At 67.4% G+C, this 13,399-nt stretch carries 14 protein-coding genes; 6 read left to right on the forward strand and 8 right to left on the reverse strand.

What is annotated here, in order from left to right; translation table 11 throughout:
- Positions 1 to 16: 16 nt before the first annotated feature.
- A complete protein-coding gene (locus tag QX094_RS12120) occupies positions 17 to 1,087 on the reverse strand; it encodes a DUF2336 domain-containing protein (protein WP_315716779.1) in 1,071 nt (356 codons plus the stop codon).
- A gap of 233 nt (positions 1,088 to 1,320) precedes the next feature.
- On the opposite strand from QX094_RS12120, the gene QX094_RS12125 reads away from it, so the two are divergent.
- The 3 genes from QX094_RS12125 (at position 1,321) to QX094_RS12135 (ending at position 5,813) form a co-directional block, all read left to right on the forward strand.
- Positions 1,321 to 2,859 (forward strand): YifB family Mg chelatase-like AAA ATPase, encoded by a 1,539-nt coding sequence (locus QX094_RS12125; protein ID WP_315716780.1) that lies wholly within the window; start codon positions 1,321 to 1,323, stop codon positions 2,857 to 2,859.
- A 103-nt stretch (positions 2,860 to 2,962) separates the two neighbouring features.
- A complete protein-coding gene (locus QX094_RS12130; protein WP_316173458.1) occupies positions 2,963 to 3,442 on the forward strand; it encodes a hypothetical protein in 480 nt (159 codons plus the stop codon).
- Between the two features lie 136 nt (positions 3,443 to 3,578).
- Positions 3,579 to 5,813, forward strand: a complete 2,235-nt coding sequence (locus QX094_RS12135) for a PAS domain-containing hybrid sensor histidine kinase/response regulator (protein WP_315716782.1) — start codon at positions 3,579 to 3,581, stop codon at positions 5,811 to 5,813.
- A gap of 48 nt (positions 5,814 to 5,861) precedes the next feature.
- Here the strand turns inward: QX094_RS12135 and coaA are convergent, their stop codons facing one another.
- From coaA to hisB, 7 genes are all read right to left on the reverse strand, one after another.
- Positions 5,862 to 6,818, reverse strand: coding sequence for a type I pantothenate kinase (gene coaA, locus QX094_RS12140; RefSeq protein WP_315716783.1), 957 nt, complete (start codon positions 6,816 to 6,818; stop codon positions 5,862 to 5,864).
- Between the two features lie 33 nt (positions 6,819 to 6,851).
- Entirely contained in the window at positions 6,852 to 7,175 is a 324-nt protein-coding gene (locus tag QX094_RS12145; protein WP_315716784.1) for a phosphoribosyl-ATP diphosphatase, read from the reverse strand.
- Between the two features lie 77 nt (positions 7,176 to 7,252).
- Positions 7,253 to 8,029, reverse strand: a complete 777-nt coding sequence (gene hisF / locus QX094_RS12150; RefSeq protein WP_315716785.1) for an imidazole glycerol phosphate synthase subunit HisF — start codon at positions 8,027 to 8,029, stop codon at positions 7,253 to 7,255.
- 11 nt (positions 8,030 to 8,040) lie between these two features.
- The gene (gene hisA, locus QX094_RS12155) at positions 8,041 to 8,775 is read right to left on the reverse strand and encodes a 1-(5-phosphoribosyl)-5-[(5-phosphoribosylamino)methylideneamino]imidazole-4-carboxamide isomerase (protein ID WP_315716786.1); all 735 of its coding nucleotides are present in this window, start codon (positions 8,773 to 8,775) and stop codon (positions 8,041 to 8,043) included.
- 59 nt (positions 8,776 to 8,834) lie between these two features.
- On the reverse strand, positions 8,835 to 9,485 hold the full coding sequence (gene hisH / locus QX094_RS12160; RefSeq protein WP_315750522.1) for an imidazole glycerol phosphate synthase subunit HisH: 651 nt from the start codon (positions 9,483 to 9,485) through the stop codon (positions 8,835 to 8,837).
- Positions 9,482 to 10,006, reverse strand: coding sequence for a DUF2628 domain-containing protein (locus tag QX094_RS12165; RefSeq protein WP_316173459.1), 525 nt, complete (start codon positions 10,004 to 10,006; stop codon positions 9,482 to 9,484). Before QX094_RS12165 ends, hisH begins: the two co-directional genes overlap by 4 nt.
- Positions 10,007 to 10,033: 27 nt before the next feature.
- Positions 10,034 to 10,627, reverse strand: a complete 594-nt coding sequence (gene hisB / locus QX094_RS12170) for an imidazoleglycerol-phosphate dehydratase HisB (protein WP_172132601.1) — start codon at positions 10,625 to 10,627, stop codon at positions 10,034 to 10,036.
- A gap of 195 nt (positions 10,628 to 10,822) precedes the next feature.
- Between hisB and hslV the strand changes: the two genes are divergently transcribed.
- From hslV to hslU, 3 genes are read left to right on the forward strand one after another with little or no spacing between them, the layout of a single operon-like run.
- Positions 10,823 to 11,383 (forward strand): ATP-dependent protease subunit HslV, encoded by a 561-nt coding sequence (gene hslV / locus QX094_RS12175; protein WP_315716790.1) that lies wholly within the window; start codon positions 10,823 to 10,825, stop codon positions 11,381 to 11,383.
- A gap of 3 nt (positions 11,384 to 11,386) precedes the next feature.
- Positions 11,387 to 11,986: a DUF2585 domain-containing protein gene (locus QX094_RS12180; RefSeq protein ID WP_315716791.1), complete on the forward strand. Its 600-nt coding sequence runs from the start codon at positions 11,387 to 11,389 to the stop codon at positions 11,984 to 11,986.
- 51 nt (positions 11,987 to 12,037) lie between these two features.
- Complete coding sequence (gene hslU, locus QX094_RS12185) at positions 12,038 to 13,342, forward strand: ATP-dependent protease ATPase subunit HslU (RefSeq protein WP_315716792.1); 1,305 nt, start codon at positions 12,038 to 12,040, stop codon at positions 13,340 to 13,342.
- Positions 13,343 to 13,399 lie beyond the last annotated feature (57 nt).

Consider the following 13,399-nt stretch of genomic DNA (forward strand, 5'->3'; position numbering starts at 1 on the left):
CGCTTCTCGCGCTCGCTCAGCGCGATTCGAGCCCGCGCACCTTCCATTGCGCTTCTGACAGTGCGAGCTTCTCGAAGCGCTTGCGCGCCTCCTCGAGGTCATCGGCCGGAAGCGCGTCGCAGCCGGGCCGGTCGCGCAGGATCATCGACGTCGTCGCCCAGCTGAGCCGCGCGGCCTTGCAGGCCAGCAGCAGGTCCGTGATGCGGTCCTCCTCCAGCAGCGATTCGATCGTCTCGATGGTGACGACGCAGAGCAGCGCCAGCGCTGCGATCACGGCAGGGAAATCGCCGGTGGCGCAGAAGCGGTTGACGGCGGAGTCGCCGAGCTTGCCGGTCCGGCTGAGGGCGGCAACCTCGGCCTTGACCTGCTGATAATCCCAGATCGCGCGCATTGCCGCGCCGGGCGAGCGGGTCGGCGTCGCCTGCAGGGTGGCGCGGGTCGCCGGCGGCGCGGCCTTGATGAAGCGGGCGCGGGCGCCCTCGCTGGCCGCGGCGACGAAGGCCCGCGACAGCTTGGCCGGCAGGTCGGTGCGCAGCGCCAGCTTCTCGGCGAGATCCTCGTCGCGCTCGGCGATCTTGAACAGGCTGCGATAGCCGTCCTCGGACAGCCGGGCGGAAAGATTCTGCGCCAGCGCCATGCGCACCGCCGGAAAGCCGCGCGCGATCAGCTGCGTCGTGAGGCTGTCGCCGATGCCCCTGCGGCTGGCGATCGCGACGAGATGCGCCGGGCTGCCGGTGCGGATGAACTCGGCGAGATCGCGCTCGGTCAGCACCGCCGCCTTGGCCAGCATCGGCCCGGCGACGCGCAATTCGGGGTGAACGGCGAGCATCCGCGCCGTCGCGTAAGGCGCGCGCTCGACGCCGGCGAGCGCCATGCTCAGCTCGGCGAGCAACTCGGTCGCGACCTGCGGCATCAGCCGGGCGAACATCTGATCGTAGAGATCGAGCTGCTCGGCGGACGCCGGCCGCGGACCGGCCAGGAACAGGCTGGTGGTCCGGCGCAGCATGTCGGTGGCGAGCTCGGACACCGTCCGCGCATCACCGGCGGGCGTCTTGGCGGTCGGAGCTGCCGCAGGCGCTGGAGGCATCGCACGTCCCTCGTTGGGCGCCTCCCTCGGCTGTGACGGAGGCGCGGGTCGATCATCAATTGAGGAAGAATGCGAAGGCCGGACTAAAGGGGCGTTAAGCGCAGCGGGCGGAGCTGAAACCCCACGCGGCTGTCGTTAATGGATTGCGGCAGAGCGCGGCAACAACGATGTTCCCGTATTGTTCTTGCGAACGATGCCGGCTTCCGCTAGCCTCCTTGTCCGGGAGGGGCATCATGGTCCAGCGCGTTTCCACCGTCGCCTTCGAGGGGATCGAGGCCCGCGCGGTCGACGTGCAGGTCCAGGTCGCGCCGGGGCTGCCGGCGTTTGCGATCGTCGGATTGCCGGACAAGGCCGTGTCCGAGGCGCGCGAGCGGGTCCGTTCGGCGCTGATCGCTTCGGGCCTGGCGCTGCCGGCGCGGCGCATCACCGTCAACCTGGCGCCAGCCGACGTGCCCAAGGAAGGCAGCCATTACGATCTGCCGATCGCGCTCGGCCTGATGGCCGCGATCGGGGCCATTCCGCCGGATGCGCTCGGCGGCTTCACGGTGCTCGGCGAGCTCGGACTCGACGGCTCGATCGCGCCGGTTGCTGGCGTGCTGCCGGCGGCGATCGGCGCCAATGCGCGCGAGGAAGGATTGATCTGCCCGGCCGCCTGCGGCGCCGAGGCGGCGTGGGCGAGCCCGGACCTGCAGATCATCGCGGCGAGCTCGCTGATCCAGATCGCCAACCATTTCAAGGGCACGCAGGTGCTGTCGCGGCCGCAGCCGAAGATCCAGGAGGCACCCGCCAGTCTGCTCGATCTGCGCGACATCAAGGGCCAGGAGAGCGGCAAGCGCGCGCTCGAGATCGCGGCCGCCGGCGGGCATCATCTGCTGATGATCGGCTCGCCCGGCGCCGGCAAGTCGATGCTGGCGGCGCGGCTGCCCTCGATCCTGCCGCCGCTGTCGCCGGCGGAGCTCTTGGAAGTCTCGATGATCGCCTCGGTCGCCGGCGAGATCGAGGGCGGCGCGCTGACGTCGCGACGGCCGTTCCGCAGCCCGCATCATTCCGCGAGCATGGCGGCGCTGACCGGCGGCGGCCTGCGCGCCCGCCCCGGCGAGATCTCGCTGGCGCATCAGGGCGTGCTGTTCCTCGACGAGCTGCCGGAGTTCGATCCGCGCGTGCTGGATTCGCTGCGCCAGCCGCTGGAGAATGGCGAGGTCTCGATCTCGCGCGCCAACCACCGCGTCACCTACCCTGCCCGCTTCATGCTGGTCGCGGCGATGAATCCGTGCCGCTGCGGCAACGCCTTCGAGCCCGGCTACGCCTGCAAGCGCGGCCGCATCGACCGCTGCACCGCCGACTACCAGATGCGCATCTCCGGCCCGCTGATGGACCGCATCGACCTGCGCATCGAGGTCCCCGCCGTCACCGCCGCCGACCTCATCCTGCCGCCCGCCAAGGAAGGCTCGGCCGAGGTCGCCGCCCGCGTCGCCGCTGCACGCGACCTGCAGCGCGAGCGCTATGCCAAGGCCGGCCTGCCACACATCCGGACCAACGCCGAGGCCCCCGCCGCCGTGCTCGACGAGGTCGCCAGGCTGGATGCGCCCGGCCAGAAGCTGCTGCGCGAAGCCGCCGAGACGATGCGGCTGTCCGCCCGCGGCTATCACCGCGTGCTGCGCGTGGCGCGGACGCTCGCCGATCTCGACCACACTGATGCGATCGGCCGGCTGCATCTGGCCGAGGCGCTGTCGTATCGCGCGCTGGCGGAGGACAATCGCCACGCGGCGTAAGGGCGCCCCCTCCCCCTCAACACTCTGGTAACGACTTCTCTTTACGCTCCGACAACCATAAGGCCCGCGTTCCGTCATTAGGCCTGCCCCGTCGGTGCGTATCATGTTGCGTTTCAAGGTCCTTGTCTCGGCCGTGCCGCTGATCGCGGCCGCAGTCATCGCCAGACTCGAATTGGCGCCCTCCCCGCAGCCCTGCATTGCCGTCGGCGCCGACAGCATCTCGCGCGGCTCGGCGCCGTTTACCGCCGATCTCCATGTCGACTTCACCGATGACCCGGCGCTCGCCACTATCAGCGTGGCGCTGGCCGACAGTCCGGAGACGGCCGATTTCGTCGTGGTCGACGATGTGCTCGCCAAGGAGGATCGTGGCTGCGGCATGACTGCCGCGACCGCGGTCGTCGCGATCGCCGCCGATCCGCATCCTGACGTGCCCCGAATCCATCTCGCCAAGGACAGCGCAGCAGATGCTCACGCCGACGATCGCATCCACGTCCGCTCCAGCCACGCCACGGCGCGAGACGCCGCCGCGCTCATCGTCTCGGCCCGCGGCCATGACTCACCGCCCGCCGATCCGGTTCTGTGAGTCGGGCTAACGCCCGGTTCACCATCTCAGCACGGCTTCATCGCGCGTGCAGACCTTTCAAAGTCTCAGCAATACCGACGCCGCATGGTGCGGGCCGGCCATGACATTGGGATCGAAATCGTCGGGGGTGATCGAGATGGGACCGATTTTTCACGTCAGGCTGCGCCTGCGCCGGTTCATGCGCCGTCACCGCACCATCTTCGCCATCCTGCGCTCGCTGATGATCTTCTCCGCCGGCTTCGGCGGCGCGTACGGCTTCATCAAGGCCAGCATCTCCGACAACTCCGGCTATAACCCGCACACGTTCGCGATCGGCGCCAGCTTCCTGTTCGCGCTCGCCTGCGTCGGCCTGGCCACGCTCAGCATGCGGCTGCGCTTCGTCGCCAGGAAGATGCACAAGATTGCGCTCCACAACGAGGTGCTGGCCGACCGGAACTGGGAGCTGCAGGAAGCCGAGCAGCGCGCCCGCAATCTGTTCGAGCAGCAGGGCGACCTCATCGTCATGCGCGCGCGCGACGGCAGCATCATCTTCGTCAACGACGCCTATTGCCGGATGGCGGGGATAGATCGCGACAACCTGCTCGGCAGCGCGTTCACCTTTGAGCTGATCGAGCAGGGCGACAGCGCGCTGGAGCCGAACGGCACGCGCGTCCACGACCAGCGTATCGAGAGCGCGATCGGGCCGCGCTGGATCGCGTGGCGCGAGGCGCTGGTGCGTTCCGACGCCGGCCAGCCCGCCGTGCTGCAATGTGTCGGCCGCGACGTCACCGACCGCACCGAGACCGAGCGGGCGCTGGCGGAGGCGCGCGACCAGGCCAATGCCGCGAACCGCGCCAAGTCGCGGTTCCTGGCGATGGCGAGCCATGAGATCCGCACGCCGCTGAACGGCATCCTCGGCATGAGCGGGCTGCTGCTCGAGACGCAACTGACGCCGGAACAGACGACCTACGCCAAGGCGGTCCGCACCTCGGGTGAGGCCTTGATGTCGCTGATCGACGAGCTGCTCGACTATTCCAAGATCGAGGCCGGCAAGCTGGCGCTCGAGGCGCAGCCGTTCTCGCTGGCGGCGCTGATCGAGGAGATCACCGAGCTGCTGGCGCCACGGGCGCAGGCCAAGCAACTGGAGATCGCGGCCTATCTCGACGAGCGGCTGCCGACCTGGGTGACGGGCGACGCCGCGCGGCTGCGCCAGGTGCTGCTCAACCTCGCCGGCAACGCCATCAAGTTCACCGCGACGGGCGGCGTTGCCCTGATCGCCGAGCCCGGCATCTGGCCGAACGAGATCAGCTTCCAGGTGTGCGACACCGGCATCGGCATCGCAGCCGACGCGCAGGAGCGGATCTTCCGCGAATTCGAACAGGCCGACGACAGCGTGGCGCGCAGCTTCGGCGGCACCGGGCTTGGCCTTGCGATCTCGGACCGGATCGTCAAGCGGATGGGCGGCCGCATCGCGCTGCAGAGCGCGCTCGGCGCCGGCTCGACTTTCGAGGTGTCGGTGCCGCTGCCGCCGGCGCTGGAGCGCGGCGAGCAGAACAGCTTCCGCGGCCCCGATCTCGCAGGACGGTCAATCATGCTGGTCGCGCCGGCCGGGCTGCAGGCCGAGCTGATCGAGCGGCGCTTGCAGAACTGGGGCGCGCAGACCTGCCTGGTCGCCGAGGCCGAGGTGGCGGAGGCCCTGCTGCCCGAACGCGCCTGGCACGCCGTGCTGGTCGACGACAGCATCGGCGGCGATGAATCGCTGCGTGTGGGCGGGGTCGCGCGACATCATACGACGCGGCTGATCGTGCTGGTGACACCGGCGAGCCGCCACGAGCTGGCGCCGGGGGCGCCATTCAACGGCTATCTCGTCAAGCCGCTGCGGGCCGCCTCGCTCGCCGCGCGCGTGAGCTTCGACACCGACGGCACGGTCATGGCCGACGATCCGATCCCGACCATCGCGCCGCCGATCGCGGCCCAGGCCGGCGCGGGACTGTCCATCCTGGTCGCCGAGGACAACGACATCAACGCACTGCTGATGCGCTCGCTGCTGAGCAAGCTCGGCCACCACGCCGACATCGCCGTGCATGGCGAAGCCGCGCTGGACTCCTGGCTCGCGGCGCGCTCGGCCGGCGCGCCCTATGATCTGATCCTGATGGACGTGCAGATGCCGAAGCTCGACGGCATTGCCGCCGCCAGGCGCATTCGCGCGATCGAGGCCAGCGAGCCCGGCGGGCGCACCCCGATCCTGGCGCTCACGGCCAATGCCCTGGTCGAGGACCGTTACGCCTGCTTCGAGGCGGGCATGGATGGGTTCCTGGTCAAGCCGATCGATCGCGACAAGCTCGACGAGGCGCTGGCGAATCTGGCGGCGGCACGACAGGTGCCAGCGTAGGTCATTAGTTGGAGCGGATCAGCTCGGCGCCGCGCTCGCGGGCCCCGCTCACAACCGCCTGAGCGCCACCGTCTCGATCTCGTGATCCGCGCCCTTCTTCAGGATCAAGGTCGCACGCGGCCGTGTCGGGAGGATGTTGTCCTCGAGATTGGCCAGGTTGGTGCGCTCCCAGATGGCGATCGCGGTGGCGATGGCCTCCTCGTCCGACAGCAGCGCGTAGCGGTTGAAGTAGGACCGCGGATCATGGAACGCCGTGTCGCGCAGCGACAGGAAGCGCTTGACGTACCATTTGCGCAGGATCGCCTCGTCGGCGTCGATGTAGACCGAGAAGTCGAAGAAGTCGGAGACGACCGGCACGGCCTGGCCGTCGCGCGGCAGCGGTCCGGTCTGCAGCACGTTGACGCCTTCGACGATCAGGATGTCCGGCTGGTCGATCTCGGCCCACTGATTGGGGACGATGTCGTAACTCAGATGGGAATACACCGGTGCGCGCACGGGATGGCGGCCGGCCTTGATGTCGGAGAGAAAACCGAGCAGCCGCGGCAGGTCATAGCTTTCCGGAAAGCCCTTCTTCTGCATCAGGCCCTGCCGCTCCAGCACCGCGTTCGGATACAGGAAGCCGTCGGTGGTGATGAGATCGACCTTGGGCCGCGGCGACCAGCGGGTCAGCAACGCCTGCAGCACGCGCGCAGTGGTCGACTTGCCGACCGCCACCGAGCCGGCGACGCCGATGATGTAGGGCATCTTGCGGTCGCGGATGCCGAGAAACTGGCGCTGCGCGTAGTACAGCCGCTGCGCCGCATCGACATACATCGACAGCAATCGCGACAGCGGGAGGTAGATGTCCTCGACCTCCTGAAGGTCGAGACGATCGTGCATCGACCGCAGCTTGGAGAACTCGCCGGGCTCCAAGGTCATCGGCGTGTCGTTGCGCAGCTCGGCCCATTGTTCGCGGGTGAAGACGCGGTACGGATTATATTGTTGTTCGGTGGTGCGCATGTCCATGACGCTGCCCTTCGTTTCCCCCGCCGTCGCGCCCTACTCCGTCTTGCGCGACGCCTTTTCTTCCAGCCCCGATTGGCCGGTCCGCTTGCCGAGCGCCGCCTCGACCTCCTCGAGCCGGACGTCGCGCGACTTCAACAACACCAACAGATGAAACAGCAGGTCGGCGCTTTCGGAGATCAGATGCTCACGGTCGGTGCCAAGTGCGGCGATGACCGTCTCGACCGCCTCCTCGCCCATCTTCTTGGCGCATTGCGGCGGACCCTTGTCGAGCAGCTTGCGCGTATAGGACGCCTCACCGCCCGCCGCGGCGCGCGCGTCGATGATGGCAGCCAGGTCGTGAAGCGTGAAGCGGGACATCAGCCGGTACTCGGAACGCCTGCCCGACCACGGCGGCCGGACCAGCGTTCATCTAACATTTTTGCGACGCAATGTCGTCAGGGATCGAGCCGCATCGGCAGCCCCTGGCGCACCATGTGCTCCTTGGCCTGCCGGATGGTAAATTCCCCGAAATGGAAGATTGACGCCGCCAGCACCGCTGTCGCGTGGCCCTCGCGGATGCCGTCCACCAGATGATCGAGGTTACCGACGCCGCCGGAGGCGATCACCGGCACCGGGACGCTGTCGGCGACTGCCCGGGTCAGCGGCAGGTCGAAGCCCTGGCGGGTGCCGTCGCGGTCCATCGAGGTCAGCAGGATCTCGCCGGCACCGAGCGCGACCACCTCCTGGGCGTATTCCAGGGCATCGATGCCGGTCGATTTGCGGCCGCCATGGGTGAAGATCTCCCAGCGGCTGCCGCCGCCCGGCCGCGACACGGACTTGGCGTCGATCGCCACCACGATGCACTGCTCGCCGAACTTCTCGGCCGCCTCCTTGACGAATTCGCGCCTGCTCACCGCGGCCGAATTGATCGAAACCTTGTCGGCGCCGGAACGCAGCAGGGTCTTGATGTCGTCGATGGTGCGCACGCCGCCGCCGACCGTGACCGGCATGAAGCAGGCCTCCGCCGTGCGCCGGACGACGTCCAGCATGATGCCGCGGTTCTCATGGGTGGCGGTGATGTCGAGGAAGCACAGCTCGTCGGCGCCGGCCGCGTCATAGGCGATCGCGGCTTCGACCGGATCGCCGGCATCGCGCAGATTGACGAAGTTGACGCCCTTGACGACTCGTCCGTCCTTGACGTCGAGGCAGGGAATGACACGGACCTTGAACATCCTGTTTCCTCCTACGCACGCGCCGCGCGGATCAGCGCCAGTGCTTCCGCGGGATCGAGGCGGCCGTCATAGAGCGCGCGGCCGGCGATGGCGCCTTCGAGCTTTTTCGCCCGCGGTGTCAGCATCGCCTTGACGTCCTCGATCGAGGCCAGGCCGCCGGAGGCAATCACGGGAATCGAGATGGCGTCACCTAGCGCGATCGTGGCATCGAGGTTGAGGCCCTTGAGCAGGCCGTCGCGCGCGATGTCGGTGAAGATGATCGCGGCGACGCCGGCGTCCTCGAAACGCTTGGCAATGTCGAGCGCGGTCACTTCGGATGTCTCGGCCCAGCCCTCGACGGCGACCTTGCCGTCGCGCGCATCGAGCCCGACGGCGACGCGGCCGGGGAAGGCCTTGGCTGCGGTCTTCACCAGCTCGGGATCGCGCACCGCCGCGGTGCCGATGATGACACGGGTGATGCCTTTGCTGAGCCAAGCCTCCACCGTCTTGAGATCGCGGATGCCGCCGCCGAGCTGCACCGGCATCTTGACGACTTTCAACATCGCTTCCACGGCGTGCGCATTCATCGGCTTGCCGGCGAAGGCGCCGTCGAGATCCACGACGTGGAGATAGTCGAACCCCTGGTCGGCGAAGCTCTTGGCCTGCGCGGCGGGATCGAGGTTGAACACGGTGGCGCGCGCCATGTCGCCCTGCTCCAGTCGCACGCACTGGCCGTTCTTCAGATCAATGGCAGGAAACAGGATCATCGGAGCTGTCTTTCAGGCAAGCGCCCTGCTCGCCCCTTGGACGAGCAGGCACGCTGCGCTCATGGCTTCCACTTCAGGAAGTTGGAAATGAGGGCGAGACCGAAACGCTGGCTCTTCTCGGGATGGAATTGGGTGCCGATCGCGGTGTCCTTGCCGACGATCGCGGTGACCGGTCCGCCGTAATCGGCGCGTGCCAGAACGTCGCTCTCGTTGACGGCATTCAAGTGATAGGAGTGCACGAAATAGGCGTGCAGGCCCTTCGGTCCGAGCGGCAGCCGCTCCAGCACCGGATGCTCTTGCAGCGCATCGAGCGTGTTCCAGCCCATATGCGGGATCTTCAGGCTCTCGTCGCGAGGCGTGATCTTCTCGACGTCGCCGGAGATCCAGTCGAAGCCGTCGGTGGTGACGTGCTCCTTGCCGCGCGTTGCCATCAATTGCATGCCGACGCAGATGCCGAAGAATGGCCGCGCCTTGTGGCGCACGGCTTCGGTCATCGCCTCCAGCATGCCGTCGACGGAGTCGAGCCCGCGGCGGCAGTCGGCGAAGGCGCCGACGCCGGGCAACACGATGCGATCGGCGCGATAGACCGTATCGGGATCGCGTGTCACGACGACCTTCTGCGGATCCGCCATGCCGCGCGCAGCGCGCTCGAACGCCTTGGCGGCGGAATGCAGATTGCCGGAGCCGTAATCGATGATCGCAACACTCATCGTCCACCTCCGGGTTCGGGAAACAAGCCAATGATGCTGGCATGCGGCAGCGGCGGCGGGTGCTGCCCATTGCCATTGTCGCGTGTCGGCGGCGCCGCGCCGCGATCGACGGTGTGGTTGTCGTAGCCGAGCGTGCTGCGCCGGGCGGCCCAGCGCTCGAAGAAGCGGCGCTCGGCGGCATCGAGATCGTCGGCGACGACGACGTCGATCTGGCGCCAATTGCCGCGCGAGTAGCTCCAGCGCTTCAGGCTCGAGGCTTCGAGCCCGAGCAGGATCGCAAGCAACAGATCGATGCCGGCAATCGCGCCGCCGCTGACGCCGACGCGCACCAGGACGACGTCGAGCGCGATCATCAGCACGGCCCAGACCAGCATCGCAAGCCAGAGACGATGCCAGGCCAGCCAGACGGCGCCGAGCACGGCGGCCCAGAAATGGAAGCCGTCGCGGATGAAGACAAAGCGATCGGTCGAACGCAGATCGGCCCCGGCGGCCAGGGGAGCGTGAACCGTATAGACGGGCATGTCGAAAATCCCTTGGGAGGAGGGAGGTCAGCCGCCGAGCTGACCCTTGGTGGATGGCACTTCGCCCTGATTGCGAGGATCGATCGCAAGGGCTGCGCGGAGGGCCCGCGCCAGACCCTTGAAGCAGGATTCGGCGATATGATGGGCGTTCTCGCCGTACAGCGTCTCGACATGCAGGGTGATGCCGGCGTTCATGGCAAAGGCGTTGAACCATTCGCGCACCAGCTCGGTGTCGAACTCGCCGATCTTGTCGCGCGCAAAGGTCGTGCGGAATACCAGCATCGGCCGGCCCGATACGTCGATCACGACGCGCGTCAGGGTCTCGTCCATCGGCATGTGGATCGAGGCGTAACGGGTGATGCCGGCCATGTCGCCGAGCGCCTGACGCACGGCCTGGCCGAGGGCGATGCCGACATCCTCGGTGGTGTGGTGGAAATCGATATGGAGGTCGCCGACCGCCTTGACGGTCATGTCGATGCGGGAATGCCGGGCCAGCAGATCCAGCATGTGATCGAAGAAGCCGATCCCGGTCGCGATGTTCACGACGCCGGTGCCGTCGAGGTTCACGGACACCTCGATGTCGGTCTCTTTGGTCTTGCGCTTGATGGTCGCGCTACGCATGGGGTCAGCTTTCCCTTGAAAACGCGGCCCTTTTATCAAACGGATGACGCCTTAGCTACTGCGGGATGAGCCCCATGAGGCCTGATCTCGGGCCATGGTGAGCGGATTTCAAGACCCGGTCGGGCAGGGCAGGGACCCGGTAATTGTATCCCGACGCCTGAGCGCCTAAATCAGGGCATCAACCAGGGATCCCCCATGCACGCATCTTCGAACGAGCCCACTGTCTGGCACGGCACCACGATCCTGACCGTCCGCAAGGGGGGCAGGGTGGTGATCGGCGGCGACGGCCAGGTCTCGATCGGCCAGACCGTGATCAAGTCCAATGCCAAGAAGGTGCGCAAGCTCGGCAAGGGCGACGTCATCGGCGGCTTCGCCGGCGCCACCGCCGACGCCTTCACCCTGTTCGAGCGGCTGGAGAGCAAGCTCGAGCAATATCCGGGTCAGCTGACCCGGGCCGCGGTCGAGCTCGCCAAGGACTGGCGCACCGACCGCTATCTGCGGCGGCTCGAAGCCATGATGATCGTGGCCGACAAGGAGGTCTCGCTGGTGCTGACCGGGACGGGCGACGTCCTGGAACCGGAGGCCGGCGTGATGGCGATCGGCTCCGGCGGCAACTATGCGCTTGCGGCCGCGCGTGCGCTGATCGACACCGACAAGGACGCCGAGAGCATCGTGCGCCGCTCGCTCGACATCGCCGCCGACATCTGCGTCTACACCAACCGCAACATCACCATCGAAGCGCTGTCGGCCGAGTAGACGATGACCGCGGACGAGATCGGCGCCCCGTCCCGGCATTGGTCCGGACCCTGGCTCATCCTGGCGCTCGGTCTGCTGGCGCTGCAGGCCGCACTGTTGTTCGCGATGGGCCGGCTGCCGATCTGCGCCTGCGGCACGGTCAAGCTGTGGCACGGCGTGGTGCAGAGCTCGGAGAACTCCCAGCATCTCGCCGACTGGTACACGTTCTCCCATGTCATTCACGGCTTCCTGTTCTATGCGCTGACCGCGCTGGTTCTGCCGTTTCTGCCGTGGCAGGGGCGGCTGATCATCGCGATGCTGATCGAGGGCGCCTGGGAGCTGGTCGAGAACTCCAGCTTCATCATCGAGCGCTATCGTGCCGCCACGATCTCGCTGGACTATTTCGGCGACAGCATCGTGAACTCGGTCGGCGATACGCTGGCGATGATGACCGGCTTCCTGCTGGCGCGGGTGCTGCCGGTCTGGCTGACCGTCGTGATTGCAGTCGCGTTCGAGATCGGGGTGGGCCTGCACATCCGTGACAACCTGACCCTGAACATCTTGATGCTGATCTATCCAACCGAGGCGATCCGGCAGTGGCAGGCCGGACCGCCGCTCCTGTGACGGCGGAAATCCGGCTTGCCCTCATCCCCGTCCGACCCTAGCTAGAGCCTCATGACCGACTTTTCACCCCGCGAAATCGTCTCCGAACTCGACCGCTACATCGTCGGCCAGGCCGACGCCAAGCGGGCGGTGTCCATTGCCTTGCGCAACCGCTGGCGCCGGCTGCAGCTCGATGCAGGCCTGCGCGAAGAGGTGCTGCCGAAGAACATCCTGATGATCGGGCCGACCGGCGTCGGCAAGACTGAGATCGCGCGGCGGCTGGCCAAGCTTGCGGGCGCACCGTTCCTCAAGGTCGAGGCGACCAAGTTCACCGAGGTCGGCTATGTCGGCCGCGACGTCGAGCAGATCATCCGCGACCTCGTCGAGGTCGCGATCGCCCAGGTCCGGGAGCGCAAGCGCAAGGACGTCGCCGCCCGCGCGCAGCTCGCCGCCGAGGAGCGCGTCCTCGACGCGCTGGTCGGCGCCAATGCGAGTGCTGCGACGCGCGACTCGTTCCGCCGCAAGCTGCGCGCCGGCGAGCTCAACGACAAGGAGATCGAGATCGAGACGCAGTCCTCCGGCGGCGGCTTGCCGATGTTCGAGATCCCCGGCATGCCGGGAGCCCAGATGGGCGCGATCTCGATCGGCGACATCTTCGGCAAGCTCGGCGGCCGCACCAAGACGCGGCGCGTGACGGTCGAGGCCTCGCACGACATCCTGATCGCGGAAGAATCCGACAAGCTGCTCGACAGCGAGCAGCTGGTGCAGGAAGCAATCAGCGTGGTCGAAAACAACGGCATCGTGTTTCTCGACGAGATCGACAAGATCTGCGTGCGCGAGAACCGCGCCGGCGGCGACGTCTCGCGCGAGGGCGTGCAGCGTGACCTGCTGCCGCTGATCGAGGGCACGACGGTCTCGACCAAGCATGGCGCGGTCAAGACCGATCACGTCCTGTTCATTGCTTCCGGCGCGTTCCACATCGCCAAGCCCTCGGACCTCTTGCCGGAGCTGCAGGGACGATTGCCGATCCGGGTCGAGCTGCAGGCGCTGACGCGCGACGACATGCGGCGCATCCTGACCGAGCCGGAGGCATCGCTGATCAAGCAATATGTCGCGCTGATGCAGACCGAGGGCGTGACGCTCGACATCACCGACGATGCGATCGACGCGCTCGCCGACATCGCAGTCGCCGTGAATTCGACGGTCGAAAACATCGGCGCGCGCCGGCTGCAGACGGTGATGGAGCGCGTGCTCGACGAGATCTCCTTCACGGCGTCCGATCGTAACGGCGAAACCATGCGCGTCGACGCTGCGTATGTGCAGCAACACATCGGCGACCTCGCCAAGAACGCGGATCTCAGCCGGTTCATTTTGTAGTCGGCTGCGCCTAGCAAGCGCTGAGCTTCTTCGCTCCGGCGCGGCGTTAAAATCCGC

Source organism: Bradyrhizobium sp. SZCCHNS1050 (genome assembly GCF_032484785.1).
In the GTDB taxonomy this organism is placed as follows: Bacteria; Pseudomonadota; Alphaproteobacteria; order Rhizobiales; family Xanthobacteraceae; genus Bradyrhizobium.

Bases quoted from the DNA above. Each gene is read 5' to 3' on its own strand.
- QX094_RS12120 (WP_315716779.1), bottom strand. From the start codon at position 1,087: ATGCCTCCAGCGCCTGCGGCAGCTCCGACCGCCAAGACGCCCGCCGGT.
- QX094_RS12125 (WP_315716780.1), top strand. From the start codon at position 1,321: ATGGTCCAGCGCGTTTCCACCGTCGCCTTCGAGGGGATCGAGGCCCGC.
- QX094_RS12130 (WP_316173458.1), top strand. From the start codon at position 2,963: ATGTTGCGTTTCAAGGTCCTTGTCTCGGCCGTGCCGCTGATCGCGGCC.
- QX094_RS12135 (WP_315716782.1), top strand. From the start codon at position 3,579: ATGGGACCGATTTTTCACGTCAGGCTGCGCCTGCGCCGGTTCATGCGC.
- coaA (WP_315716783.1), bottom strand. From the start codon at position 6,818: ATGGACATGCGCACCACCGAACAACAATATAATCCGTACCGCGTCTTC.
- QX094_RS12145 (WP_315716784.1), bottom strand. From the start codon at position 7,175: ATGTCCCGCTTCACGCTTCACGACCTGGCTGCCATCATCGACGCGCGC.
- hisF (WP_315716785.1), bottom strand. From the start codon at position 8,029: ATGTTCAAGGTCCGTGTCATTCCCTGCCTCGACGTCAAGGACGGACGA.
- hisA (WP_315716786.1), bottom strand. From the start codon at position 8,775: ATGATCCTGTTTCCTGCCATTGATCTGAAGAACGGCCAGTGCGTGCGA.
- hisH (WP_315750522.1), bottom strand. From the start codon at position 9,485: ATGAGTGTTGCGATCATCGATTACGGCTCCGGCAATCTGCATTCCGCC.
- QX094_RS12165 (WP_316173459.1), bottom strand. From the start codon at position 10,006: ATGCCCGTCTATACGGTTCACGCTCCCCTGGCCGCCGGGGCCGATCTG.
- hisB (WP_172132601.1), bottom strand. From the start codon at position 10,627: ATGCGTAGCGCGACCATCAAGCGCAAGACCAAAGAGACCGACATCGAG.
- hslV (WP_315716790.1), top strand. From the start codon at position 10,823: ATGCACGCATCTTCGAACGAGCCCACTGTCTGGCACGGCACCACGATC.
- QX094_RS12180 (WP_315716791.1), top strand. From the start codon at position 11,387: ATGACCGCGGACGAGATCGGCGCCCCGTCCCGGCATTGGTCCGGACCC.
- hslU (WP_315716792.1), top strand. From the start codon at position 12,038: ATGACCGACTTTTCACCCCGCGAAATCGTCTCCGAACTCGACCGCTAC.